This is a genomic window from Serratia sp. NA_13, assembly GCF_052691735.1.
In genome coordinates this window covers 63,348-90,059 of sequence record NZ_JBQZFV010000019.1, presented here as the reverse complement: position 1 = coordinate 90,059, position 26,712 = coordinate 63,348, and the positions used below count along the sequence as shown (strand labels likewise).

Here is a 26,712-nt window from a genome sequence, read left to right as displayed (position 1 = left end):
CCTTAGTGAAGAACCTATTGGCTTAGGTTCAGTAACAGTGGGTTCAGCATGCTGAACCCACTGGTTTATTTTTAATGCGAACTGCCCTGGGAAATTCCCAGTCCGGTTTGCGAACGAACAAACTGGGCACGGAAGCGTTCACGTTCCTGTTGCCCGGCCAGTGAGCTGTCGCTGACCGAGAACAGCCAGGTGCCGATAAAGGCGACCAGCATCGAGAACAGTGCCGGATACTCATAAGGGTAAATGGCTTTTTCGTGTCCCAGGATCTGTACCCAAATTGTCGGGCCAAGGATCATCAGGAGCACCGCCGTCAGCAGGCCAAGCCAACCTCCAACCATGGCGCCGCGAGTGGTCAGGCGTGACCAGTACATCGAAAGAATGATAATCGGGAAGTTACAACTGGCAGCGATAGAGAAGGCCAGCCCGACCATAAAGGCGATGTTCTGTTTCTCAAACAAAATCCCCAGCGCAATGGCCACGATGCCCAGGATGATCACGGTAATTTTGGAAACCCGCAGTTCATCACGTTCAGTTGCCTTACCGTTTTTAATCACGCTGGCGTACAGATCGTGAGATACCGCAGAAGCCCCTGCCAGCGTCAGGCCGGCAACCACCGCCAGAATGGTGGCGAAGGCGACCGCCGAAATAAAGCCGAGGAAGAAGTTACCGCCGACGGCGTTGGCCAAATGCACCGCCGCCATATTGGTGCCGCCTAACAGCGCGCCGGTTGCATCTTTGAACGCCGGATTAGGGCCGACTAATAAAATCGCGCCGAAGCCGATAATAAAGGTCAGGATATAGAAGTAACCGATAAAACCGGTAGCATAGAACACACTCTTGCGGGCTTCTTTGGCGTCGCTGACGGTAAAGAAACGCATCAGAATATGCGGCAGGCCGGCGGTACCAAACATCAGTGCCAACCCCAGCGAAAGCGCAGAAATGGGGTCAGAAACCAGGCCACCCGGGCTCATGATAGCTATGCCTTTCGGATGCACCTTCACGGCTTCGGCAAACAGGGTATTGAAGTCAAAATTGACCGACTTCATCACCATCAGCGCCATAAAACTGGCACCGGCCAGCAACAATACCGCTTTGATAATCTGTACCCAAGTGGTTGCCAGCATGCCGCCGAACAAGACGTACAACACCATCAGGATGCCGACCAGGATCACCGCCACATGGTAGTTGAGACCGAACAACAACTGAATGAGCTTACCGGCCCCAACCATCTGTGCAATCAGGTACAGCGCGACCACCACCAGTGAACCGCAGGCCGAAAGTGTGCGGATGGGTTTTTGCTTCAGGCGGTAGGAAGCCACGTCGGCAAAGGTATAGCGGCCCAGGTTGCGCAGGCGTTCCGCAATCAGGAACAAAATGATCGGCCAGCCGATCAGGAAGCCGATGGAGTAAATCAGCCCGTCATAGCCAGAGGTGTACACCAGTGCGGAAATACCCAGGAAAGAAGCGGCTGACATAAAGTCGCCGGCAATCGCCAGACCGTTCTGCAGGCCGGTGATTTTGCCGCCGGCGGTGTAATAGTCCTGCCGTGAACGAGTTCGTTTGGAAGCCCAGTAGGTGATGTACAGCGTGGCTCCGACAAACAGCACGAACATCACGATCGCCTGAATGTTCAACGGCTGGCGATGTACTTCGCCACTGATGGCATCGGCAAAAGCCAGGCCCGGCAGCATCAGCAGGGCGGCGACAGACAATAAAGGCCTCATTTCTTCACCTCACGCAAAATTTCTGCAGTCAGGCGATCGAACTCGCCGTTGGCGCGGAATACGTAGATCCCGGTCAACACGAAAGAGATCACGATCAGGCCGACACCTACCGGGATCCCGCGGGTAATGGTCGATCCTTCAGCGATCGGTGTGCCCAACCACTGTGGTTCGAAGGCGATCAATAAAATAAAGCTGACGTACAGCGCCAGTGTAATCAGTGAAAGCAGCCAGGCGAATCGGCTACGTTTTCGCACCAGTTTTATAAAGCGCGGGTTTTCCTCAATCCCTTGATAAATGGTGTCATTCATCAGAGCATCTCCAGTAGGTATTGATAGAGTACGCCGCGCTTAATGCCGAACACCGGGTTATTTTCCCGCTGTTCGGCCTGAGGCGGCGGAAATTACGACGGAACTTTCATTGATTGTTTTTCTTCCAACAGCTTATCGACTACGGCCGGATCCGCTAGCGTTGAGGTATCACCCAAATTGCTGGTATCACCGGCGGCAATTTTGCGCAGGATGCGGCGCATGATCTTGCCGGAGCGCGTTTTTGGCAGAGAGTCTGTCCAGTGCAGCACGTCCGGTGTGGCGATCGGTCCTATTTCTTTACGTACCCAGTTACGTACTTCGGTATATAGCTCAGGCGTCGGTTCTTCACCGTGATTCAGCGTGATATAGGCGTAAATCGCCTGGCCCTTGATGTTATGTGGAATACCGACCACCGCCGCTTCGGCAATTTTCGGGTGGGAGACCAGGGCCGACTCGATCTCGGCGGTCCCCAGACGGTGGCCAGACACGTTAAGTACGTCATCGACACGGCCAGTGATCCAGTAATAGCCATCTTCGTCACGGCGTGCGCCGTCACCGCTGAAATACATCCCTTTAAAGGTGGAAAAGTAGGTTTGTTCGAAACGATCGTGGTCGCCGAACAGCGTGCGAGCCTGCCCTGGCCAGGAGTCGGTGATCACCAGGTTGCCTTCACAGGCACCCTCCTGCACAGTGCCGATATTATCGACCAGCGCCGGCTGAACACCAAAGAACGGCCGCGTAGCGGAACCGGCTTTCAACTCGGTGGCTCCGGGCAGTGGGGTGATCATAAAGCCGCCGGTTTCGGTCTGCCACCAGGTGTCGACGATCGGGCATTTGCCGTTGCCGATTTTATTGTAATACCACTCCCAGGCTTCCGGGTTGATTGGCTCGCCGACCGACCCCATGATGCGCAGTGAGTCGCGTTGGGTGCTTTCGATAGCTTTGTCACCTTCGGCCATCAGGGCACGAATGGCGGTAGGAGCGGTATACAGGATATTGACCTGGTGTTTGTCGATCACCTGTGACAGACGGTTAACGCCAGGGTAGTTGGGCACCCCTTCAAACATCAGGGTAATGGCACCGCAGGCCAACGGGCCGTATAACAGATAGCTATGGCCTGTGACCCAACCGACGTCGGCGGTACACCAATACACATCGCCGTCGTGGTAATCGAAGACGTATTTAAAGGTCATGGCGGCATACACCAGATAACCGCCGGTGGTGTGCAACACGCCCTTGGGTTTACCGGTCGAGCCAGAGGTATAAAGGATAAACAGCGGATCTTCCGCATTCATCTCTTCTGGTGGACAGTCGGCTGACACACCCTGAGTCAGTTCATGCCACCACAGATCGCGGCCTTCCTGCCAGTAACCCGGTTTGCCGGTACGCTGGAACACGACGACGTTGGTAATGCTTTTCACGCCTGGATTTTTCAGCGCGTCATCGACATTTTTCTTCAGCGGAACCGCGCGTCCGGCGCGCAGGCCTTCGTCGGCGGTGATAACCAGTTTGGAGTTAGAATCAATAATGCGCCCGGCCACGGCTTCCGGCGAGAAACCGCCAAAGATCACCGAATGTACGGCCCCGATGCGGGCGCAGGCCAGCATGGCGACAGCTGCTTCCGGCACCATTGGCATATAGATAGCTACGACGTCGCCTTTCTTGACGCCCAGTTTTTTCAGCACGTTGGCGAATTGGCAGACATCATGGTGCAGCTGTTTATAGGTCACCTGTTTTGACTGGGTGGGATCGTCACCTTCCCAGATAATGGCGGTTTGGTTGCCGCGTTCGGCCAGGTGGCGGTCGAGGCAGTTGGCTGCCAGGTTCAGGGTGCCGTCTTCAAACCAGCGAATGCTGATATGGCCCGGATCGAATGAGGTGTTTTTTACCCGGGTATAAGGTTTTATCCAGTCGAGGATTTTTCCCTGCTCACCCCAGAACGTTTCTGGGTCTTGCACAGATTGTTGATAATATTGTTGGTATTGCGTCGGATTAATCAGGGCGTGTTCTGCAATTGCAGAAGGAATAGCGTGTTTATGCACTTGGCTCATGGCTTTTCTCCTTGAAGTTGTTAATGATATGTCAAATGAAGGTTAAGTATAGTTTGCTCCGATTCTTTGTTTCTTTTTTGGGCGGCAGATCACGCAACGAAGATATTGATTTGTAATAGTTCTACCCCATTTGTGTGGGGTATCTACCTGTTTGGCGGGAGAAAACGGTTAGATAGGAAGTTTTAGTCAGAAAACGTTATATAAAGAACTAAAAAGAATAACCAATTCGGTCATGAATGTACGTTTTATAGATAATAGTGAATATAAAGAACGCATTTAAACTATTCAGGAATATAGTTTGACTGAATTGCTATAAGTAAAGCGCCTAGAAATTGTTATTAATTAAATAGAGTGTGGCTTCTCCAGACGATGATCATCATTATTTTTCATTTTAAAAACTTACGCGTAACATAATAGAAACATAATCATCAGACTAAATATGCAGGATTAGCGAAAGTTAACGTACTTTTATCCACCTTGGAACGCCGGGTCTTGGAAGGTTCTGTGAGATATTTCACAGGAAATTATGCTTTTAATTACAATAAATTATGCCTTTCGAAATTGACAATCAGATTCTGTATGGGGTGTGATTTACAGAAAAGCCAGCTAAAACAAGTCTTGCAGACCATGCTGTCCAAATGGTACAGATTTAGACAGCGTTGCACTAAGGGCAGGTGGGCGCCTCCTGGTTATTAACATAAGCCTGTATTAAATGATTAAGTATTCTTTTCGGCGCGTTATTATAAATGTGCCGAAAAGAGTCTTTGAGGACTTTTTGGGTATGAAGAGTGTAAAAATAAGTCTTGCCTGGCAAATTATGATTGCATTGGCGTTGGGTATTGTCGTTGGGGCGGTGCTCCATAATCAAACTGAATCCCGAGAGTGGTTGGTCAGTAATATTCTCAGCCCGGCCGGTGATATATTTATCCGCCTGATTAAGATGATTGTGGTGCCGATCGTTATTTCGACGCTGGTGGTGGGTATTGCCGGAGTGGGGGATGCGAAAAAGTTAGGCCGGCTCGGGTTGAAAACCATTATTTACTTCGAAGTAATCACTACTATTGCCATCGTGGTCGGGCTGACGTTGGCTAATGTTTTTCAACCCGGTCATGGCATCGACATGTCGACGCTGACTGCGGTGGATATCTCGCAGTATGAACAAACCACCGAGCAGGTGCAAAGTGGCTCACACAGCCTGGTTGCCACCATTTTGTCGTTGATCCCGTCAAATATCTTCGCCTCAATGGCGAAAGGCGACATGCTGCCGATTATCTTTTTCTCGGTGCTGTTTGGCCTGGGTCTGTCGTCACTACCGAAAGAAACCAAAGAGCCATTGCTGAAGGTGTTTAAAGCGGTTTCCGAAAGCATGTTTAAAGTTACGCATATGATTATGCGTTATGCGCCGATTGGGGTGTTTGGTCTGATTGCAGTGACGGTGGCCAACTTTGGCTTCGCCTCGTTGTTACCCCTGGCCAAACTGGTACTGCTGGTGTACCTCGCGATTGTCTTCTTTGCGTTGGTGGTACTGGGGGCAGTCGCCCGTTTCTGTAACCTGCGTATCTGGACGCTGATCCGCATCCTGAAGGATGAGTTGATCCTGGCCTTTTCCACTGCCAGTTCGGAAACGGTGTTGCCGCGTATCATTGAAAAGATGGAGGCTTATGGCGCGCCGAAGGCGATCACCAGTTTTGTAGTACCGACCGGTTACTCCTTCAATCTGGACGGTTCAACGCTGTATCAGAGCATTGCCGCTATCTTTATTGCGCAGCTGTATGGGATTGAGCTGTCCCTGGGCCAGGAAATTGTGCTGGTGGTGACGCTGATGCTTACCTCCAAGGGGATTGCCGGTGTGCCGGGTGTTTCCTTTGTGGTGCTGTTGGCGACGCTGGGAAGTGTGGGGATCCCGTTAGAGGGTCTGGCGTTTATCGCCGGCGTAGATCGAATCCTGGACATGGCGCGGACCGCACTGAACGTGGTAGGCAATGCGCTGGCGGTGCTGGTGGTAGCAAAATGGGAACATCAGTTCGACAGTAAAAAGGCTTTGGCCTTCGAGAAAGAGTTCTTGTCTGGCAAGGCCAGGCAGATAACAGACTCTTAACCACTTTTGGGCGAGATCGTTATGACGAATAAACCCGCCTGATGGCGGGTTTAGGTTGCTGACAAAGCAGGAAAAAGCGTGGTTTTTCCTGCTTTGTGGTGAGCAGCCGAAAATCAATAAATTGATTTTCCTGATTTTTTTTTATCGGCCTCTACTCGCTCTGGGCAGGAATGAGGTTTGTCATCAGTCTGAACCCGCCTGATGGCGGGTTTTTTATCGTATCGGGCTCAGCAGGAAGGGGAAGAACCCTGAGCCGGCAGGAAGCGCAGCGGATCCAATGCGGTAGCACGATAACGGATCTGGAAGTGCAGCATCACCTTATCGGTTCCTGTGCTGCCCATGGTGGCAATCTTCTGCCCGGCTTTCACTTCCTGAGCATTGCGAACCAACAGGGTATTGTTGTGGGCATAGGCACTGATGTACTCATCATTGTGTTTGATCATAATCAGATTGCCATAACCGCGCAGTTGGTTGCCGACATACACCACCCGTCCTTTGGCTGCGGCAAAGACCGGTTGTCCGCGGCTACCGGCGATATCGATGCCTTTATTGCCCCCGTCGGCGGTCGAATACTTGCTGATAATGTTGCCCTGGGTGGGCCAGCGCCAGCATTTGATACTGCTGCGGATCGGTGGCGCAACGGCTGCAATCTGGCTGGTTGACTGTGTTTTGCGTGTCTTGCCTTTCTTTGCCGTCGCGTTATTTAATGCCAGCTTTTGGCCAATCTTGAGGTTGTAGGGTTTGGGGATTTTATTGCGCCGGGCCAACTCGCTGACTTCGCTGTTGGTGATCCAGGCAATGTAGAAGAGCGTATCGCCACGTTTGACGGTATAAGTGTTGCCGTTATAGCTGCCTCTGGCCAACCGATCATAATCGCGGTCATAGCTGTTCGATTTCTTTCCGGAGCCGCACCCCAGTAATCCCAGACTGATTACGCACACGGCAATCAGCCGCCATACAGCGAATGTGCTTCCCATACTCAAATATCGTCCTTAAACGTCGTCGCGTTCTATTGTGATCTGCCTATAGTAACATCAACGGTCAGGTGGTCAAAAACGCCGCCATGGACTAAATTTTGCCGGCTCAGGCCGAAGGTTTTGCCGTTTGGCTCAAAAATGTTCATGGATTGGGAACAACTGATATGCAAGAAACCTTAACGCTTTCCGGTTATCTGGTGCTGGCCGCCACACTATTAGTGGCTTATGTGATCTTCGGCATTGCCGGTTTTGGTTCCGCGTTAGTCGCCAGTCCGATAATGGTACTCTATATGCCGGTGGCGAAAATCGTCCCGTTGCTGGCTCTGCTGGATATGTGCGCGGCTATTGTTAACGTCAGTCGCGATGGGCGGAATGCCCAATGGCCTGAATTAAAAAGGCTGGTCCCATTGATGGTTATCGGCAGCCTGTTGGGGGCAGCGATTCTGCTAAAGACTCGACCCGAAATTCTGTTGCTGGCGCTGGGGGTTTTTGTGGTGTTCTACGCGCTCTATTCACTCAGTGGTTTAAAGCCCGCTCGGCAATTTTCACCCAGAGCGGCCGTGCCTTTTGGTTTGGTGGGGGGAATATTCAGCGCACTATTTGGCAGCGGTGGCTTTATCTACGCCATTTATCTCAGCGGCCGGATCGAGAAAAAAGAGGCTTTCCGCATAACCCAAACCACGCTGATTGGTATGAGTACCCTGACTCGGGTGGTCATTTTTGCTCTGGCGGGTGTTTATCTGGACGTTGACTTATTACTGCTGGCACTAGTGCTGGTGCCGGGCATGCTGGTGGGGATTATCCTGGGCCGTTACTTCACGCTGAAGATGTCGCGTGAGCAATTCCTCAAGCTCATCAATGTGATCTTGTTTGCTTCCGGCGCTATGTTGATTGTTAAGTACTTTAGTTGACGGCGATGGCGGGGCGAAGTTGAACTCCCAACGGTTATAGCTCACCAGATTGTTCACGATGATTTTTTTATCAAATTGACATGGACTGCTGCTTTTATAATCCCAGCTCAAACCTTTAAACACATTGATCACACCTCGCTCAATGCTGGTGTACCAACAGTGGATTCGCTGTGGCGTGGCAGCCTGTGGGGAGAAGGCATTATACCCACCAGGATTCCCCTCGACGATATGTCAATGGATGGGTATTTGAGGCAGAAAAAAATTTCCGAATGTCGTTGAGTATTCGTATGAAAATTAGATGGATAATTGTTTTTAGACTGAATGCTTGATTTTGCAAATAATATTATTCTACGGATATTTTTATACATAAGTAACGTATGAGTAGAGACCGATTATTTTTTTTTGCTGGCAAGTTGCTAATGCATCACCTATAACTAACTGGGTTTTTAATTATTGCAATTGTAAGCGTGCTAACGATTAATAATACATTAATATCTAATCGATAGGATATTTATTTAAGGAACAGGCCAAGTCTGAACTGGCAGTGATTAAAAACTTCGAGCATGATCTTTTGGATAAGGTGTGTTGCCTTTTTTATTGTAAAAATACAGTAAAAATAATGTGTTGTGCGTAAATTACTTGGAGGTGGGCAGGGGCGTTACAAGGGTTGATTTTATTATTTAGAATAATGAGGTGTTCTTGTTTTTCCTGCTTTACCCGTAATTATAACCGGTTGAAAATAATATTTTTTAACCGGTGGTGGGGTTGTGGGTAATTAGGTTTTGAGGGGGCGACTCGTGTGAGGATATATCGCAGAGTTAATTCTGAAACGGAATTTGCACTTTTTAGATTAGATTCTAGTCTGAATTAGAACCTAATTTAACATCTCCACTACTTCCTATGGGAGAGTGTCATGAGCAAACCGATCAAGAATATCGTCATTGTGGGCGGCGGTACTGCGGGCTGGATGTCCGCCTCATACCTCGTCCGGGCGCTCCAACAGCAGGCGCACATTACGCTCATCGAATCTGCGGCGATCCCCCGGATCGGCGTGGGCGAGGCGACCATCCCGAGTTTGCAGAAGGTGTTCTTCGACTTCCTCGGGATACCGGAACAGGAGTGGATGCCCCAGGTGAACGGTGCGTTCAAGGCTGGCATCAAGTTCGTTAATTGGAGAATGTCTCCCGACCACTCGCGTAACGATTACTTCTACCATTTGTTCGGCAATGTGCCGAGCTGCGACGGCGTGCCGCTTACCCACTACTGGCTGCGCAAGCGCGAACAGGGCTTTCAGCAGTCGATGGCGTACGCCTGCTACCCGCAGCCCGGGGCGCTCGACGGCAATTTGGCACCCTGCCTGCACGACGGCACCCGTCAGATGTCCCATGCGTGGCACTTCGACGCGCACTTGGTGGCCGATTTCTTGAAGCGCTGGGCCGTCGATCGCGGGGTGAACCGAGTGGTCGATGAGGTCGTGGAGGTTAACCTGAACGAGCACGGCTTCATATCCAGCCTGATCACCAAGGAGGGCCGGAAGCTGGAGGCGGATCTGTTCATCGACTGCTCCGGCATGCGGGGGCTCTTGATCAACCAGGCCTTGAAAGAGCCCTTCATTGACATGTCCGACTACTTGCTGTGCGACAGCGCGGTCGCCAGCGCCGTACCCAACGACGACGCGCAAGTGGGGGTCGAACCCTATACCTCCTCGATCGCCATGAACTCGGGGTGGACCTGGAAGATCCCGATGCTGGGCCGGTTCGGCAGCGGCTACGTCTTCTCGAGCAAGTTCACCTCCCGCGACCAGGCCACCACCGACTTCCTCAACCTGTGGGGCCTCTCGGACAATCAGCCGCTCAACCAGATCAAGTTCCGGGTCGGGCGCAACAAGCGGGCGTGGGTCAACAACTGCGTCTCTATCGGGCTGTCGTCGTGCTTTTTGGAGCCCCTGGAATCGACGGGGATCTACTTCATCTACGCGGCGCTTTACCAACTCGTGAAGCACTTCCCCGACACCGCGTTCGACCCGCGCTTGGCCGACGCGTTCAACGCCGAGATCGTCTACATGTTCGACGACTGCCGAGACTTTGTTCAGGCGCACTATTTCACCACGTCGCGCGAAGACACGCCGTTCTGGCTCGCGAACCGTCACGACCTGCGGCTCTCTGACGCCATCAAAGAGAAGATTGAGCGCTACAAGGCGGGGCTGCCGTTGACCACCACGTCGTTCGACGATTCCACGTACTATGAGACCTTCGACTTCGAATTCAAGAACTTCTGGTTGAACGGGAACTACTACTGCATCTTTGCCGGCCTGGGCATGCTGCCCGACCGGTCGCTGCCGCTCTTGCAACTGCGACCGGAGTCGATCGAAAAGGCCGAGGTGATGTTCGCCCGCATCCAGCGTGAGGCCGAGCGTCTGCGGGCGAGCCTGCCGACGAATTATGACTACCTGCGGTCGCTGCGAGAGGGGGAGGTGGGGCTGTCTCGATCCGGGCCGACGCCCGCGTCGCCGGGGTTCCGGTAGTGGAGCGCGCTCTGGACCGAGCATGCGTATTCGCGGCCACGCACGCTGCCGTGGCGGCCTGCGATCCGCTGCAGGCCCGCTCGCTCGTTCTGCAACTGCCGAACCTGAACCGTAACAAGGACGTGCCCGGCATCGTCGGCCTGCTGCGTGAGTTCCTCCCGGTGCACGGCGTGCCCTCCGGCTGGGGCTTCGTCGAAGCTGCCGCCGCGATGCGGGACATTGGGTTCTTCCTGGGGTCGCTCAAGCGGCACGGACACGAGCCGGTGGACGTGGTGCCCGGGCTCGAGCCGGTGTTGCTCGACCTGGCGCGGATGACCGACCTGCCGCCGCGCGAGACGCTCCTGCATGTGACGGTCTGGAACCCCGCGGCAGCCGACGCGCAGCGGAGCTACACTGGGCTCAGCGACGAAGTGCACCTGCTCGAGAGCGTGCGCATCTCGATGGCGGCCCTCGAGGCGGCCATCACGGTGACCGTCGAGCTGCACGAGGTGCCCCTGAGATCGCCCGCGTTCGCGCAAGGGTGCGACGAGCTGGCAGCCTATCTGCAAAAAATGGTCGAATCGATTGTCTATGCGTACCGCTTCATTTCGCCGCAGGTTTTCTACGATGAGCTACGTCCCTTCTACGAACCGATTCGCGTCGGGGGCCAGAGCTACCTTGGCCCCGGCGCCGTAGAAATGCCCCTTTTCGTGATGGATCACGTCCTGTGGGGCTCGCAATCGGACCACCAGGCTTATCGAGAATTCAAAGAGACGTACCTGCCTTATGTGCTTCCCGCGTACCGGGCGGTCTACGCTCGGTTCGCTGGGAAGTCGTCGCTCGTCGACCGCGCGATCGGTGAGGCGCGAGCGGCCGGTGCGCAGGGTGAACCCGTCCGGGCCGGGCTGGCGGCCCTCAACCGGGTCTTCGTGGTCCTGCTGCGCTTCCGGGCACCTCATGTTCAATTGGCGGAGCGGGTGTACGAAGTCGGGCGAAGCGGCCCGGCAATCGGCAGTGGGGGGTACGCGCCCAGCATGCTCGGCGATCTGGCCACGCTCACGCTTGACGCGCGCTCCCGCATCCGCGCCGCTCTCAACGCGTCCTGACGCGCGTCCATCTGTTCCCTTTCATAAGGAGATTTGCCTCCATGACTCAGAAGAGCCCCGCGAACGGGCGCGATAACAACCACTTCGACGTGATCATCCTCGGCTCGGGCATGTCCGGCACCCAGATGGGAGCTATCCTGGCCAAACAGCAGTTTCGCGTGCTGATCATCGAGGAGTCCTCGCACCCGCGGTTCACCATCGGCGAATCGTCGATTCCCGAGACGTCTCTTATGAACCGCATCATCGCCGATCGCTACGGCATTCCGGAGCTCGACCACATCACGTCGTTCTACTCGACGCAGCGTTACGTCTCGTCGAGTACGGGCATCAAGCGCAACTTCGGCTTCGTGTTCCACAAACCCGGCCAGGAGCACGACCCGAAGGAGTTCACACAGTGCGTCATCCCCGAGTTGCCCTGGGGACCGGAAAGCCATTATTACCGGCAAGACGTCGACGCCTACCTGTTGCAAGCTGCCATTAAATACGGCTGCACGGTCCGCCAGAAGACTAAAGTGACCGAATATCACGCCGATAAAGACGGCGTCGCGGTGACCACAGCCGAGGACGAACGGTTCACCGGCCGGTACATGATCGACTGTGGAGGACCCCGCGCACCGCTCGCGACCAAGTTCAATCTTCGCGAAGAGCCGTGTCGCTTCAAGACGCACTCGCGCAGCCTCTACACGCACATGCTCGGGGTCAAGCCGTTCGACGATATTTTCAAGGTTAAGGGGCAGCGTTGGCGCTGGCACGAGGGGACCTTGCACCACATGTTCGAGGGGGGCTGGCTCTGGGTGATCCCGTTCAACAACCACCCGCGGTCGACCAACAACCTGGTGAGCGTCGGCCTGCAGCTTGATCCGCGTGTCTACCCGAAAACGGACATCTCCGCGCAGCAAGAGTTCGACGAGTTCCTCGCGCGGTTCCCGAGCATCGGGGCGCAGTTCCGCGACGCTGTGCCGGTGCGTGACTGGATCAAGACCGACCGTCTGCAGTTCTCGTCGACCACCTGCATCGGCGATCGCTACTGCCTGATGCTGCACGCGAACGGGTTTATCGACCCGCTCTTCTCCCGGGGGCTCGAGAACACTGCGGTAACCATCCACGCGCTCGCGGCGCGCCTTATCAAGGCGCTACGCGATGATGACTTTTCCCCTGATCGCTTCGAGTACATCGAACGCCTGCAGCAAAAGCTTTTGGACCACAATGACGACTTCGTCAGCTGCTGCTACACGGCGTTCACGGACTTCCGCTTGTGGGACGCGTTCCACAGGCTGTGGGCAGTCGGCACGATCCTCGGGCAGTTCCGGCTCGTCCAAGCCCACGCGAGGTTCCGTGCTTCGCGCGACGAGGGCGACCTCGATCATCTCGACAACGACCCCCCGTACCTCGGGTACCTGTGCGCAGACATGGAGGGGTATTACCAGTTGTTCAACGACGCCAAGGCCGAGATCGAGGCCGTAAGCGCCGGGCTCAAACCGTCCGGGGAGGCCGCGGCGCGGATCCACGCCCTCATCGACGAACGAGACTTCGCCAAGCAGATGTTCGGTTTCGGGTACTGCATCACCGGGGACAAGCCGCAGCTCAACAACTCGAAGTACAGTTTACTGCCGGCGATGAAGCTGATGCACTGGACACAAACCAGCGCGCCGGCAGAGGTGAAAAAGTACTTCGACTACAACCCGATGTTCGCGCTGCTCAAGGCGTACATTACGACCCGTATCAGCTTAACTCGTAAGAAGTAATCGGCCGTCGAGGACACAAAAATGATGAGCGACATTCAATGGGTTCAAACGAGCGTCGAGGAACATCCTTCGAGGGTGTACGACGCGACCACGAGCGTGGCCGCGAGTTGGTACGTCGCGATGCGTTCGGACGACCTCAAGGACAAGCCGACGGAGTTGACGCTCTTCGGCCGTCCGTGCGTGGCGTGGCGCGGCGCGATGGGGCAGGCCGTGGTGATGGACCGCCACTGCTCGCACCTCGGCGCGAACTTGGCCGACGGGCAGGTCAAGGACGGGTGCATCCAGTGCCCGTTTCATCACTGGCGGTACGACGAGCAGGGCCAGTGCGTTCATATCCCCGGTCACAACCAGACGGTGCGTCGGCTGGAGCCTGTGCCGCGCTCGGTGCGCCAGCCGACGTTGGTTACCGCCGAGCGATACGGCTACGTATGGGTCTGGTACGGCTCTCCAGAGCCACTGCACCCGCTGCCCGAAATCGCCGCAGCCGACGTCGACAACGGCGACTTTATGCACCTGCACTTCGCGTTCGAGACAACGACGGCTGTCTTGCGGATCGTGGAGAACTTCTACGACGCGCAACACGCGTCCCCCGTGCATGAGCTCCCGATCTCGGCCTTCGAGCTCAAGCTGTTTGACGATTGGCACCCGTGGCCGGAGGTTGAGTCTCTGGCACAGGCGGGCGCGTGGTTCGGTGCCGGGATAGACTTCACCGTGGACCGGTATTTCGGGGTCTTCGGCATGCTGGCACGTGTGCTCGGCCTGAACATGTCGCAGATGAACCTGCACTTCGATGGCTACCCCGGTGGGTGCGTCATGACCGTCTCCCTGGACGGAGACTTCAAATACAAGCTGCTCCAGTGTGTGACGCCGGTGAGCGACGGCAAGAACGTCATGCACATGCTCATCTCGATCAAGAAGGTGGGGGGCGCTTTGCGCCGCGCGACCGACTACGTGCTGTTCGGGCTGCAGACCCGACAGGCGGCGAAGTTCGACGTTAAAATCTGGAACGGGATGAAGCCGGACGGCGGCGGCGCGTACAGCAAGTACGATAAGCTCGTGCTCAAGTACCGTGCGTTCTACCGGGGCTGGGTCGACCGCGTTGCGAGTGAGCGATGATGCGTAAGTCGGCGGCCCTAAACGAGCCGGTCTCGGACAGGTCGTTCCGCCAGGCGCTCGCGAACCTGGCGAACGGCGTCATGGTCATCACGGCGTATGGCGCGGCGGGTCCGCTCGGGCTCGCGGCCAGCAAGTTCGTGTCGGTGCCGCTTTTTCCGAGGTATTCATGACTGTCTGGCTGTTGCAACTGGTGCTGGTGATCGCGCTCTGCAACGTCTGCGGCCGCATTGCCGAACGGCTCGGTCAGTGCGCGGTCGTTGGCGAGATCTCTGCCGGTTTGCTGTTGGGTCCTTCGCTGTTGGGCGTTATCGCACCGGATTTTTACGACGCATTGTTCGGCCCACGCGAGCTGTCGGCGATGGCGCAGGTCGGCGAAGTCGGCCTGATACTGCTGATGTTTCAGGTGGGTCTACATATGGAGTTGGGCGAGACGCTGCGCGACAGGCGTTGGCGCATGCCCGTCGCGATCGCCGTGGGTGGGCTCGTCGTACCGGCTGCGATCGGCATGATCGTCGCCATTGTCTCGAAAGACATGCTCGCCAGCGATGCACCGGCGCTGCCTTATGTACTCTTTTGCGGTGTCGCGCTTGCGATATCAGCGGTACCGGTGATGGCGCGCATCGTCGACGACCTGGCGCTAAACGCCATGGTGGGCGCACGGCACGCAATGTCTGCCGCGATGCTGACGGATGCGCTCGGATGGGTACTGCTTGCAACTATTGCTTCGCTATCGAGCGGGCCTGGTTGGGCATTTGCGCGCATGCTCGTCAGCCTGCTCGCGTATCTGGTGTTGTGCGCGTTCCTGGTGCGCTTCGTGGTTCGACCGATGCTTGTGCGGCTCGCATCGACTGCGCATGCGGCGCGCGACCGCTTGGCCGTGTTGTTATGTTTCGTAATGGCGTCGGCACTCGCGACGTCGCTGATCGGATTTCATAGCGCATTTGGCGCACTTGCCGCGGCGCTGTTCGTGCGGCGCGTGCCCGGCATCGCGAATGAGTGGCGGGATAACGTCGAAGGTTTTGTCAGACTTGTGCTGATGCCGGTGTTTTTCGCGTATGCGGGGCTGCATGCGTCGATAGGCACGATCGATGACGCGGCATCATGGATGTGGTTCGGTGTATTCTTCGCGGGCGGATTCATCGGCAAGTTCGGCGGCAGTTATCTGGGCGCGCGTGCCACCGGGCTTGTGCCACGCGATGCGATGCTGGTGGGTTCGCTGATGAATACGCGCGGCTTGATGGAGCTCATCGTCCTGTCAATCGGTCTGCAGATGCAGATCCTTCCGCCAAAGGTCTATACGATCCTCGTAGTGTTCGCGTTGGTGACGACGGCGCTGACCGTACCGCTGGTTAGATTCACGCTGCGCGTGCAATTGCGAGCGACGCCGGCAATCCCGGACGCCGATAAGTGACGCGCATCTGGCAGGCTGCGCTAATTGAAAATTGCTGCCTCTGGCGGATCGCTACGCATACGCACCATGGCTATAACCAGCGATCGAAAAAAGGACGCCTGTGCTTTCACACTGGCGTCCTTTTTAAGAGGAACCTGGTTATTAACATCGAGTGCGCAAATTCGAAAAACACTGCGCTCTTAACTTTCTAGTTCTGTAACGGTCACCTAAAACCGGACACAGATTTAGGCACATTGCTGTAGTCGGCGTTCATATTCGTCCGGCGATATATTTCCCAGCCGATAATGCCGCCTTTTCAGATTATAAAAACTGTCGATATAATCGATAACGTCTGCAATACCCTGACTTCGGGTTTCATAACAACGGTAGTTAACTCTCTCTGCTTTCAGGCTGCGGAAAAACCTTTCCGTAACAGCATTATCCAGGCAGTGACCTTTTCGGCTCATGCTACCTGTAACTGAACCGTACCGGTTTTGTGGGAGAGACCCTCTTAATGACAATTTTCCGCGTTACCGCGCCTCACGGCGTTTTACGCCCCTCTTTACGCACCCGCTCAATATGGATAGAGAGAAACATAATCTCCTCCGTACTCAGATCACGCTGGTAACTGCGGTGCAGGTGCAAGGCAATCTTTTCCGCGCAGGCCCAGGCTTTAGCATAGTTATTCTTCACCGCGCTGTGCAGGGTTTCGTCATCATCGGGCACTACCGTTCGCGTTAGCATCCGTTGGGTGAAAAATTTCAGGTGAGTGACAAAACGCTGATAGTTTAGCGAATTCTCATCATAATCCAGCCGCAGTTGATACTTCACGAGATGCAGGATCTCTTGCATCACCCGGGTAATATGCATCACTTCCGGTATTTCATTGTTAAGCTGGGCGGTTACCAGGTGCAGGGCGATGAATCCGGCCTCATCCTCCGCCAGTTCGACGCCGAGGCGCTTGTCGATAATCGCCCGTGCTTCCTGCCCCAGTTCGAACTCGCGCGGGTAAAGACGCCGGGTTTCCCACAGCAACGCATTCTTGATAGCCAGTCCTTTCTTTTGCCGTTCGATCGCGTAATGGCAGTGATCTGTCAGGGTGATATAGAGGCTCTCCTGCAGCTTGCCCAACCGGGTACGCGCCAGTTCAATGATGCGATCGCAGGCAGCCATCACCTCCAGTGGGATCTGGCTTAACAATTCACCGAGGCGGTTAACAAGCTCGTCGCTCTGCAGCGAGAATACTTTTTCGATACGTGTTTCGTCGAGAACGTCGCCCACCCGCTGCTGAAAAGCCAGCCCACGGCCCATTACCACCTGTTCGCGTTGCTGCTCATCCAGGATAACAACCACATTATTATTAAGTATTTTGGCGATTCTCATCCAAGCCCCGAAAACAAAAAAACCTGACTTCCGACATAGTCAGAAAATCAGGTTTTGCCTGCAGATGCAGCTACAATCCATTTCTGCAATTTAACACTTTTTCTCTTAGGATTGAACTTCCTACGGGAGAAACGTGATTCGGATCGCGAACACCGGTTACGAATATCAGAACATACGGAAACGGTATTCGATAATCACTTCCGACGAGAGCGTATGGGTCCGCGTATAGCGTCCATCCGTCAGAACCGGCGTTTTTCCGCTGCTTTTATACGACCATCCTGGACCGAACATCGCCCATACCGTCAGGTTTTTAAACGTTGGGTCGGAAGGAACCCAGCGGGTGAAGGCGTTAATTTCACCGGTGCGCACGTGATTGCCTTTGTAATTGAAATTGGCAATGTTGCCGGCTAACCCTACTGCCAGATCCGGCGTCAACTTATAGTCCGATATCGTTGCAAGCATGAGTTCCCCGTCGCGCATGTAGTCATCACCCGCATAGGCCATGGAGATAAAAGTACCGCGCGAGTTTTTACTCATATGCCGCGGGTAAAAGCCGACTTCATTATTGGCTTTCTGAGCATCGGTATAGCCTATGCCCCACTTGCTGCTCCAGCGATCCGCTTTCCATGTCGCGTCGAGAGCGAAATGCCAGGCATTGTTGTCGAAGTCTCGTTTGCTGGCGGGCATGGAAGCATATTCGTCAAGGGCATGGGTCGCGTATATCTGTGTACCGATATTCAGCCGCTCCATGGGTTTGAGATTGGTGAATAGCAGGTGACGGCGCAAGTAGTTGTCGCTTTCGCCATAACCGTATTGCACATCCAGCAGCCGGCTTTTCCACTGCAGGTCACCACTGGTGAGGTGGTTGATTTCACGTCCTGTGTTGGTCTGGAAGTGTTTTTTGTCCGGCGAGTTACGGTCCATCGAGTTTTCGACGTACGCTCCGCGCAGGGTCAAGCTATCATAGCTGACAGCTCCGCTCCAGCCGGAGTAGGTGGTTGGCGACAGGCGCGTTGAGGTAGAGATGACGCCAAAATTTTTCAATACTTGCCAGCCCCATCGGGCGTTGAGCTGTACGTCCGCCACGTCATATTTCAGCTTGATGTTGCGCTGGCCAAACTTGGAATACCCTTCCGCGTTGCTTTTCTTATTTCCGCTCCCGTTGTTATAAAGTACGCCGCGAGAGTTAAAATAATCACTGGCACCCAGTTTGACGGCACTGTAGTAGACGACATCAACGCCGATAATATCAGAAAAGTAACCGGACTGATAATCAATGGAGACACCCTGCGCCCAAGCATTATGCACGCGCTTGGGGTTGGAGTTTTCCTCCTTAAGATATTTCCAGTAATTCTTAAGTGATAATCCCATCTGTGAATCTCGGAAGAAGGGATCGGCAATCACGTTATCCATTAGCGTGGTTTGTTTAATGCCGTCATTATTATCGGCGGCCAAGCAGGTTGCTGAAATGCCGAGCGAAATAAATGCCATAGCAGTACGATTCAGATTCATAAAATACCTTAATAACGGGCTGCGGCGCGCCCTTACCTACGCGCGGCAATATTATCCGAGGCCAATAAAAATAAATTGGCCAATTTTTTATTATTGGTTTTTTAACGCTTTCTTACCGGCTTCGACATATTTTAGTGTGCCGATTTCAGGTACTGTATAGCGGCCGTCTTTATAAACAATTTTTACCACGGCAGCATTGGACAGCGGCTTATTTTTTGCCGGATCATCGGTCAGGCCAGAGATCATTATTTGCATCGATGTTCCTGATGATATCGCCAGAATATTTTTGTCGCCTTCGGTTTTGGCTTTCTTGATGATGGTGTCCAGAGCCGCCTGAGTACGCTCCTTCACCTGGTCATAATTTTCCGCCAACCCTTTGGGGTCGGCTTTGGCCAGCGCGTTTTGGTTATCGCGCACCGCCAGCGTCCCTGCCTTCATGGCGCTGAACAGCGCCGCGCCATCGGCCAGCCCCAGTTGACGCGCTCCGGCGTCAGCCATCTCTTTATTAAAACCGCCTTCAAAGCCGCCGAAGAAGGCTTCGCGCAACCCGGTCAGTTCGGTGAGCTGATAATCCGTGACGCCCGCCTGCTTCAGGATGACAGCCATGGTTTCGCGTTGTCGTCCGGCGTCACTGGTGTAGAAACGGTCAAATTTAATTCCTTTTAATCCTTCGCCTAAATAACGAGCCACCCGTACACCGTCTTCTGTCAGCGGCGAATCGGCCCATCCCTGAACGCGATCAAAAGTATTAAAAAGAGTTTTTCCGTGGCGGGCGAAATAAATGGTAACCGTATCATCAGGAGATATTTTTACGTCATTTTCCGCTGAGCAGGTTGCCGTAATTACAACAACCATTAAAGCTAAAATCCATTTTTTCATTTTATATCCTTCCTTCTATATTCTGTTTTTCCAGATCCCCAAAAATAAAAAAACCACGTCCTGTTTCGGGAGTAACGCTGGCTACTCGCGATATCTGACGTGGGTTTTGCCTGTATTCACAGTAACAATCCAATTGCCGCAAAAATATCACCGAAAATGGGAAATAACATCCACTTTTTTGATACCACATGAATAACCGTGATCGTGTTCACATCATCAAGGGGAAGATAAAAACGCCGGAGGCTCGCCAATGCAAGATAAGGCGAATAGGGAGGTGGGTATGCATAAGAATGACAGTGTCATAACTAAAAACGATTTTATTCTCTGCTGCGGGACGTCTTATTTTATTTGTTGAGCGCTGTCACAGAAAATAGTTAGTGCCTCTGGACAGAAATAAATTCCGGGCGTATTTTCGTTCCCATCCTGGGGTTGTTACTGAAAACAGGCAAAACCTAAGATACTTGTTGCAGCAATATTGCGTGCAGGTGTCTTAGGTTTTTTTTTGCCCCTCATTCAGGCCCTGGCCATCAGACTCAAGGAGCACTCATGAAAACCAAAACCTTCGCCCTCGCACTGCTTTCTGCCTTTGCTTTCACGGCACAGGCAGCACCGTTGAAGATTCTGATCGTCAATGACGACGGTTGTGAATCTTCGGGCAGCACCTCGCTGCAGGATAAGCTGGCGGCTAAAGGCTATGACGTCTGGATGGTCGCCCCGTCCACCAATCAGAGCGGCATAGGCTCTGCTATCACCTTTAAAACCGGAAAGCTTTTCGATGTTAAGAAGGTTGGCGAGAAGCGCTATTGCTTCCCCGGTACGCCGGCTGACGCTGTGGATTTCGGCCTGTGGGGCGTGCTGAAGGATACGCCGCCGGATCTGGTTATTTCAGGCGTCAATGATGGCCCGAACACCGGTATGATGCAGGTGAATTCCGGCACCGTCAGTGCTGCTGTCCGTGCTGTGCGTTACGGTTTTCCGGCGATCGCAGCCAGCATCGGCTATATCTTCACCGAAGAGGAAATGAAGAATAAGTGGCCGAGCACACATAAATACTGGCCGGACTCCGTTGACTATGTCGTCAGCATGGTCGACACGCTTAACGCTAAGCATACGCCGGGGACGTCCGTGCTGCCCAAAGGGTCCGGGCTTAGCATTAATTATCCGGCGCTGGCGAAGGCCGACATCAAGGGGGTGCACTACATCAGCAACGAAGCGTTCCCCATTCCACAGATTGGTTATGAACTGACGGCGGACGGCAAAGCGAAGCAGACCATTAATCCGGCAGCGTTGGTACCGGCTGAGAACGATACGGATTCCGGCTGGCTCAACAAGGGGTATATCACCTATACCCTTTTTGATGGTATGTGGGACGCCCCGCAGTTTCGGGCACAGTATGAAGCGTTGTTGGGTCAGTAAGAGTACCGGCTTACCCAGCATGAGCCGTATGGAATAAGGATTGTCACTGCATTTGCAGGCAAAACCTGATGTGCCGTCCTGCCAGTCAGGCCCGGCACTCAGGTTTTTTTGTGCCTCGGTACAGATAACAGGAATGAATATGAAATACGCTGAATTGGCCGGTGACATTCTCCGTCACGTCGGCGGTCGGGAAAACATCAACAACTTGGTGCACTGTGCAACCCGATTGCGCTTCAAACTGAATGACAGCAGTAAGGCGGATGCGGAAGGCCTGAAAGAAAATCCTGAGATTATCATGGTGGTTGAAAGCGGCGGTCAGTTTCAGGTGGTGGTCGGCAACCATGTTCACGATGTTTGGCTGGCCGTGTGTCAGGCCGCGGGCCTCAGTGATGACGCTCCGGCTCAGAAAGCAAAAAGTGAAGATAAAAACGGGATGGTGGCGACATTCATCGATGTGGTTTCCGGCATTTTTACGCCGTTTCTCGGGGTGTTGGCGGCTTGCGGGATCTTAAAGGGCTTTCTTGCCCTCAGCGCGGTAGGCGGTTGGCTGGAGGAGAGCAGCGGTACCTGGCGCATTTTGTTTGCCGCCAGCGACGCGCTGTTCTACTTCCTGCCGCTCGTGCTTGGTTATACCGCCGGTAAAAAGTTTGGCGGTAATCCTTTCTTAACCATGATCATTGGCGGTGCATTGGTACACCCGATGATGCTTGAGGCTTTCCAGGCCAGCACCAACGGTGCGACCGAAACCTTCTTTGGGATTCCTGTGGTGTTTATCAATTATACCTCGTCGGTGATCCCGGTAATTTGTGCGGCCTGGTTCTGTTGCTGGCTTGAACGCCAGTGCAACAAGGTAATGCCATCGGCGGTGAAGAATTTCTTTACCCCGCTGGTGTGTATTGCGCTTACTGTGCCGCTGACTTTCCTTGTCATTGGGCCTCTGGCCACCGGGTTAGGCGAGTTGTTAGCCGCCGGATTTCAAATAGTTTACAAATTCGCGCCCTGGTTGGCGGGCGGCATTCTTGGCGCGCTATGGCAGGTTTGCGTGATTTTCGGCGTGCATTGGGGATTGATCCCACTGATGATGAACAACATGGCGGTACTCGGCCATGATCCGATGTTGGTGATCCTGCTGCCGGCCGTGTTTGGTCAGGTGGGGGCTACGCTGGGGGTGTTCCTGAAAACTCGTGATGTGCGCCTCAAAGCACTGGCCGGTTCAGGCTCCATTGCCGGGATCTTCGGTGTTACCGAACCGGCGGTTTATGGCGTTACCCTGCCGTACCGCTGGCCGTTTATCTTCGGTTGTATCGGCGGTGCTCTCGGTGGGGCGATTGTCGGTTTCAGCCTGAGTCAGGTCTACTCCTTCGGCCTGGCGAGTATTTTCACCCTCGCGCAGATCATTCCTCCTTCCGGCCTTGATGCCTCGGTATGGGGCGCGATTATCGGCGTAGCCATATCGTTTATCCTTGCCTGCCTGTTGACTCTCATCGCCGGGGTGCCGGGGGCTGAGGTCGTTCCTGAAACGAAAGCGGCGGTAGTTCCCGTGGCTGGTGAAGAAGACATTCTGGCACCGCTGAGCGGTGTCACCATCCCCCTTGAGGATGTGCCGGATCCGACTTTCGCCAGCGGCGTGATGGGGGGCGGGGCGGCGATTATCCCTTCTGAAGGGCGTGTGATCGCGCCATTTCATGGAGAAGTCGCTTCGCTGTTTACCACCCGTCATGCCATCGGTTTGCTGAGCGATAGCGGCATTGAGGTATTGATTCATGTCGGTATCGATACGGTGAAACTCAATGGCGAGCATTTTAATGCCTACGTCAAAGAGGGTGACAAGATCCGGCCCGGCGATCTGCTGATTGCTTTCGATCGCGACGCGATTCTTCTTGAGGGCTATGACCTGAGCACGCCGATTATCATCAGTAACAGCGAAGATTTCACAGGAATAGAGCAGAAGCATACCACTCCCTACGTTCAGGCGGGTGGACCATTCCTACATATTAATCGCTGAAGTTTAAGGAGAGAGAAATGAGCAAAACGTTTCCTGACGGTTTTTTATGGGGGGGCGCCCTGGCGGCTAACCAGGTTGAAGGCGCATGGGTAGAAGGGGGGAAGGGGGTATCGACCTCTGACATGCAGCCGAACGGTATTTTCGGCGGCGTGGTGGCGAGGAGGCCTGGCGATCGCAGTATCAAAGATGTCGCTATTGATTTTTACCACCGCTATCCGGAGGATATCGCCCTTTTTTCCGAGATGGGGTTTACCTGCCTGCGGGTCTCTATTGCCTGGACCCGCATTTTCCCGCAAGGGGATGAGCTGGAGCCGAATGAAGCGGGCCTTGCCTGGTACGATGCGCTGTTTGATGAATTAGCCCACCATAATATTCAGCCCATGGTGACGTTATCACACTACGAAATGCCGTGGGGATTGGTGGAAAATTACGGTGGCTGGGGAAACCGGAAACTTATCACTTTTTTTGAACGCTATGCCCGAACTGTCTTCACCCGCTATCGCGATAAGGTGAAACTGTGGCTGACCTTTAATGAAATCAATATGTCGCTGCATGCGCCGTTGACGGGGGTTGGCCTGCAGGAAGGCTGCACGATGGAAGATATTTACCAGGCTATCCATCATCAGCTGGTTGCCAGTGGTATGGCCGTGAAAGCTTGCCACGAGATTATTCCCGACGCGAAGATAGGCAACATGTTGCTCGGTGGCCTGATGTATCCGCTCTCCTGCAAACCTGATGATGTCTTTGCTACCCTGCAGGAGAACCGTACTTGGCTCTTTTTCGGCGATGTTCAGTGCCGCGGGGAATATCCGGGCTATATGCGGCGTTATTTCCGCGACAACGGCATCGTGTTGCAGATGGAACCCGCGGATGATGAGGCGCTGAGCCATACCGTCGACTTTATCTCCTTTAGTTACTACATGACCGGCTGCGTTACCGCCGATCCTGAACTGGTGGAAAAACTGCGCGGTAATATCCTTGATATGGTGCCGAACCCGCATCTTGAGAGCTCTGAGTGGGGGTGGCAAATTGATCCGCTTGGCCTGCGCACGCTGCTCAACGTGTTGTGGGATCGCTACCAAAAGCCCTTGTTTATCGTCGAAAACGGCCTTGGCGCACAGGATAAGCCTGATGCCGACGGCCACATTCACGATGATTACCGTATCAGCTATATCAACGATCATCTGGTTCAGGCGCGGGAAGCGATCGACGATGGCGTGGAGCTGATGGGGTATACCGCATGGGGGCCGATTGATTTGATCAGCGCCTCGAAAGCCGAAGTGAACAAACGTTACGGCTTTATCTACGTCGATTTGCAACAGGACGGCTCCGGCACCCTGGATCGCCGCCATAAAGAGAGCTTCTATTGGTATCAGGGCGTCATCGCCAGTCACGGCGCTTCGCTGAAACCCTGATCTTAACGCGACGACGTGGCTCCGCCAGGGGCTGCGTTTTTGCATGTCGCGACGGTAGGTATCCCGCATCACCATACATTCACAGTCAGAGATCTTCCGGCATAAGGGGGAACTTAGAGGCTATCTGAGTCGCATCATTCACAAGCCGCGGTTACTGGCTGTTGATGAGCGCGGCTATCTCCCGTTTGGTAAGGAAGAGGCCAACTTGTTCTTTCAAGTTGTCGCAAGGCGCTATGAGTCAGGCAGCCTGGCGTTGACCAGTAACCTGCCAATGAGGTGAGGCTATCGGATGTCTGAAAGATTATTTGAAACGGTAACCCGAGCCAAGGTATGTTTACATGATGAGGCGGAGGGTACAACGCCTCCGTGATGATCCCGGGTTTGTGCCGCACTATCCGAATCGGGCTGTCGTTGAAGGGACTGGTTGGCTATATTGCCGATCCTGCTGCATTACACTACCTGCAAAACTAGGAATATGCCGACAGCGAAGCGGCCGGATAAACCGATTTACCTTGCCGTCTGGCCTTTTTAACCGAGCCCATTTTCATTAATAAATAACAACGTAAACAAAATACCCGAACTAAAAGCCAACGCCATTAGGGCGAACCAATCGTGCATATGTATTCTCTTTGCTAAAAAAAGCCCTGAGACCGCAAGGTCACTCAGGGCAAACGGGTTGGGAGCAGCTATCTTTGGGTACTGGTACTTTGCCAGTGTTAAAATTGTAGTGGGGTAAAAATGGTTCGCAACCGCTTGGATATAAAGACGTTATAGCATCGTAAAATGAGATGATTACCGAGAGATCTGTTGGAGAGGGCAATGATGGCGACAGGTTGCTGCAAAGAAGCGCAGTGAGATTTTCCCCTTTTCAAAGGCCTAAGCGTAGGCATGTGCCATAGCGTCAACAGACGGCGGTACGCTGTTGAGAGACCCGGGCCTGGTACTTCTGGTTGAAGGTGCCAGGCGATTGTCTAAGAGCGTGCATTTTTCCACCACGACGTTTTTGGTCAACAGGCTGCCTTCCCGCTCGACTGTGAGGGATAAGGTGCTTCCAGGGGGGCGATCTGCGATGAGATCTAACGCTTGTTGCACGTGGGTGATTGGCTGACCCGTCAGGGTCGTTAATAAATCCCCTTCCTGAATCCCCGTGTTGTCAGCGACTCCTGATGGGTTGACCTTGAGTACACGAGCCAGGGCGGTCACTGTCCCATCGGGCGCGGGGCGAATGCCCTCAGCGACGTCGAGGCCGAGACATCCACGGATGATCGTGCTGTCTCTCAGGAGTTTTTTCATGATGCTGTTCACCAGGGGCGTGGGTAAGGCAAAACCCAAACCATTGATCCCTTGCGTTCCCGGGATGCGAGCCAGATTTAGGGTGGTTAACCCCACCATTTCGCCGGCCGTGTTGAGCAGCAGTCCGCCGGAATTTCCCTTATTAATCGAGGCGTCCGTTTGAATAGAACTCTGTCGGCTAATGCGGTCCACGGCGCTGATAATACCTTGTGTGGCCGATCCCAACAGGTTATAGGGATTACCGATGGCGAGAGCCACATCCCCGATGGCCGCGTGCGAGGACAGGGTAATGGAAGCGCTCTTTTTCCCTGCAGTACCCACCGTGCGGTAGAGATACTTCCACTGGCCTTTGACTTTGATGTAGGTTTCATCCATTCGCCACCACCGACCTACGGTGCGCTTGTGTCGGCGAAAAACCTTATCCAGTAGCGGCACCAAGCGGATAACCCAACGATGCAACGTGGAATGGTCAACGACAATACCGCGCTCTGCCATCATCTCTTCGAGGTTTCGCAGACTCAGTGCATAGGCAAGGTACCAGCGGATACACCGAGCCATAATATCGACGGGATAATGTAGGCGACTGAAAGCGTTTCGAATGAGAGACATAGGCAGGTAATAACATCAAAAAACAACATTTTATCTAACAACACCTTAATGCGACAGAGCCCCTAAACCCGTATCCAGTTTTAGTTGACCGTTACACTTTGGGACCGGCTATCTATTAGATTACTCGCAGAAGGCAGACAGATTTTTTATCAAACCATTTTATCTGCGTTCCTTGACGTTTATATTTTTCCCAGCAATGCTCATCCCTTCTCGGGCCGAAGACATAGTTGCAATAGGCCCCTTCATATTCTAAAAAAATTGGCCCACACGT

General features: G+C 53.9%; 19 protein-coding genes and 3 pseudogenes. 11 read left to right on the top strand and 11 right to left on the bottom strand.

From position 1 onward, the window contains the following. Positions 1 to 71 precede the first annotated feature (71 nt). From actP to acs, 3 genes are all read right to left on the bottom strand, one after another. Positions 72 to 1,724, bottom strand: coding sequence for a cation/acetate symporter ActP (gene actP, locus ACUTSU_RS20765; RefSeq protein WP_445652655.1), 1,653 nt, complete (start codon positions 1,722 to 1,724; stop codon positions 72 to 74). Then, positions 1,721 to 2,032, bottom strand: a complete 312-nt coding sequence (locus tag ACUTSU_RS20760; RefSeq protein ID WP_445652656.1) for a DUF485 domain-containing protein — start codon at positions 2,030 to 2,032, stop codon at positions 1,721 to 1,723. The genes actP and ACUTSU_RS20760 overlap by 4 nt, the downstream gene beginning before the upstream one ends. 92 nt (positions 2,033 to 2,124) lie before the next feature. Beyond that, a complete protein-coding gene (acs, locus tag ACUTSU_RS20755) occupies positions 2,125 to 4,083 on the bottom strand; it encodes an acetate--CoA ligase (RefSeq protein ID WP_445652657.1) in 1,959 nt (652 codons plus the stop codon). A gap of 781 nt (positions 4,084 to 4,864) precedes the next feature. On the opposite strand from acs, the gene gltP reads away from it, so the two are divergent. Next, the gene (gene gltP / locus ACUTSU_RS20750) at positions 4,865 to 6,181 is read left to right on the top strand and encodes a glutamate/aspartate:proton symporter GltP (protein WP_445652658.1); all 1,317 of its coding nucleotides are present in this window, start codon (positions 4,865 to 4,867) and stop codon (positions 6,179 to 6,181) included. Between the two features lie 227 nt (positions 6,182 to 6,408). On the opposite strand, the gene actS is transcribed toward gltP, so the two are convergent. Continuing rightward, positions 6,409 to 7,158 (bottom strand): amidase activator ActS, encoded by a 750-nt coding sequence (actS, locus tag ACUTSU_RS20745; protein ID WP_445652659.1) that lies wholly within the window; start codon positions 7,156 to 7,158, stop codon positions 6,409 to 6,411. Between the two features lie 164 nt (positions 7,159 to 7,322). Here actS and ACUTSU_RS20740 point away from each other — a divergent pair, with 164 nt between their 5' ends. Next, positions 7,323 to 8,069, top strand: coding sequence for a sulfite exporter TauE/SafE family protein (locus ACUTSU_RS20740; protein WP_445652660.1), 747 nt, complete (start codon positions 7,323 to 7,325; stop codon positions 8,067 to 8,069). A 20-nt stretch (positions 8,070 to 8,089) separates the two neighbouring features. Here the strand turns inward: ACUTSU_RS20740 and ACUTSU_RS20735 are convergent. Beyond that, positions 8,090 to 8,210 (bottom strand): annotated as a pseudogene (locus tag ACUTSU_RS20735) (DUF4942 domain-containing protein); the annotation flags it as partial. Positions 8,211 to 8,982: 772 nt separating this feature from the next. On the opposite strand from ACUTSU_RS20735, the gene ACUTSU_RS20730 reads away from it, so the two are divergent. The 5 genes from ACUTSU_RS20730 to ACUTSU_RS20710 all read left to right on the top strand — a co-directional run bounded on the left by ACUTSU_RS20730 (position 8,983) and on the right by ACUTSU_RS20710 (position 15,950). After that, a complete protein-coding gene (locus ACUTSU_RS20730; RefSeq protein WP_445652661.1) occupies positions 8,983 to 10,593 on the top strand; it encodes a tryptophan halogenase family protein in 1,611 nt (536 codons plus the stop codon). Further along, positions 10,593 to 11,678: a monodechloroaminopyrrolnitrin synthase PrnB family protein gene (locus ACUTSU_RS20725; RefSeq protein WP_445652662.1), complete on the top strand. Its 1,086-nt coding sequence runs from the start codon at positions 10,593 to 10,595 to the stop codon at positions 11,676 to 11,678. Before ACUTSU_RS20730 ends, ACUTSU_RS20725 begins: the two co-directional genes overlap by 1 nt. A 41-nt stretch (positions 11,679 to 11,719) precedes the next feature. Next, positions 11,720 to 13,423, top strand: coding sequence for an NAD(P)/FAD-dependent oxidoreductase (locus tag ACUTSU_RS20720; RefSeq protein ID WP_445652663.1), 1,704 nt, complete (start codon positions 11,720 to 11,722; stop codon positions 13,421 to 13,423). 21 nt (positions 13,424 to 13,444) lie between these two features. Next, a complete protein-coding gene (locus ACUTSU_RS20715; protein ID WP_445652664.1) occupies positions 13,445 to 14,539 on the top strand; it encodes a Rieske 2Fe-2S domain-containing protein in 1,095 nt (364 codons plus the stop codon). A gap of 166 nt (positions 14,540 to 14,705) precedes the next feature. Beyond that, entirely contained in the window at positions 14,706 to 15,950 is a 1,245-nt protein-coding gene (locus ACUTSU_RS20710) for a cation:proton antiporter (protein ID WP_445652665.1), read from the top strand. A 224-nt stretch (positions 15,951 to 16,174) separates the two neighbouring features. Here the strand turns inward: ACUTSU_RS20710 and ACUTSU_RS20705 are convergent, their stop codons facing one another. The 4 genes from ACUTSU_RS20705 to ACUTSU_RS20690 form a co-directional block, all read right to left on the bottom strand. Further along, on the bottom strand, positions 16,175 to 16,396 hold the full coding sequence (locus tag ACUTSU_RS20705; protein WP_445652666.1) for an IS3 family transposase: 222 nt from the start codon (positions 16,394 to 16,396) through the stop codon (positions 16,175 to 16,177). 73 nt (positions 16,397 to 16,469) lie between these two features. Further along, entirely contained in the window at positions 16,470 to 17,312 is an 843-nt protein-coding gene (gene licT / locus ACUTSU_RS20700; protein WP_445652667.1) for a BglG family transcription antiterminator LicT, read from the bottom strand. A 165-nt stretch (positions 17,313 to 17,477) separates the two neighbouring features. Continuing rightward, positions 17,478 to 18,824 (bottom strand): OprD family outer membrane porin, encoded by a 1,347-nt coding sequence (locus tag ACUTSU_RS20695; RefSeq protein WP_445652668.1) that lies wholly within the window; start codon positions 18,822 to 18,824, stop codon positions 17,478 to 17,480. A gap of 90 nt (positions 18,825 to 18,914) precedes the next feature. After that, the gene (locus ACUTSU_RS20690; protein WP_445652669.1) at positions 18,915 to 19,703 is read right to left on the bottom strand and encodes a histidine phosphatase family protein; all 789 of its coding nucleotides are present in this window, start codon (positions 19,701 to 19,703) and stop codon (positions 18,915 to 18,917) included. 546 nt (positions 19,704 to 20,249) lie between these two features. On the opposite strand from ACUTSU_RS20690, the gene surE reads away from it, so the two are divergent. The 4 genes and pseudogenes from surE to ACUTSU_RS20670 form a co-directional block, all read left to right on the top strand. Beyond that, positions 20,250 to 21,119 (top strand): 5'/3'-nucleotidase SurE, encoded by an 870-nt coding sequence (gene surE, locus ACUTSU_RS20685; RefSeq protein WP_445652670.1) that lies wholly within the window; start codon positions 20,250 to 20,252, stop codon positions 21,117 to 21,119. Positions 21,120 to 21,258: 139 nt separating this feature from the next. After that, positions 21,259 to 23,124 carry a PTS beta-glucoside transporter subunit IIABC gene (gene bglF, locus ACUTSU_RS20680; protein WP_445652671.1) on the top strand — a complete coding sequence of 622 codons (1,866 nt, stop codon included), beginning with the start codon at positions 21,259 to 21,261 and terminating at the stop codon, positions 23,122 to 23,124. A 17-nt stretch (positions 23,125 to 23,141) separates the two neighbouring features. Beyond that, positions 23,142 to 24,539, top strand: coding sequence for a glycoside hydrolase family 1 protein (locus tag ACUTSU_RS20675; RefSeq protein WP_445652672.1), 1,398 nt, complete (start codon positions 23,142 to 23,144; stop codon positions 24,537 to 24,539). Between the two features lie 91 nt (positions 24,540 to 24,630). After that, positions 24,631 to 24,810 (top strand): annotated as a pseudogene (locus tag ACUTSU_RS20670) (ATP-binding protein); the annotation flags it as partial. Positions 24,811 to 25,415: 605 nt separating this feature from the next. On the opposite strand, the gene ACUTSU_RS20665 reads toward ACUTSU_RS20670, so the two are convergent. Both ACUTSU_RS20665 and ACUTSU_RS20660 read right to left on the bottom strand, forming a co-directional pair. Further along, positions 25,416 to 26,153 carry a S1C family serine protease gene (locus ACUTSU_RS20665; RefSeq protein ID WP_445652718.1) on the bottom strand — a complete coding sequence of 246 codons (738 nt, stop codon included), beginning with the start codon at positions 26,151 to 26,153 and terminating at the stop codon, positions 25,416 to 25,418. Further along, positions 26,136 to 26,441: pseudogene (locus ACUTSU_RS20660) on the bottom strand (IS6 family transposase); the annotation flags it as partial. The gene ACUTSU_RS20665 and the pseudogene ACUTSU_RS20660, both read right to left, overlap by 18 nt. Positions 26,442 to 26,712: the final 271 nt, after the last annotated feature.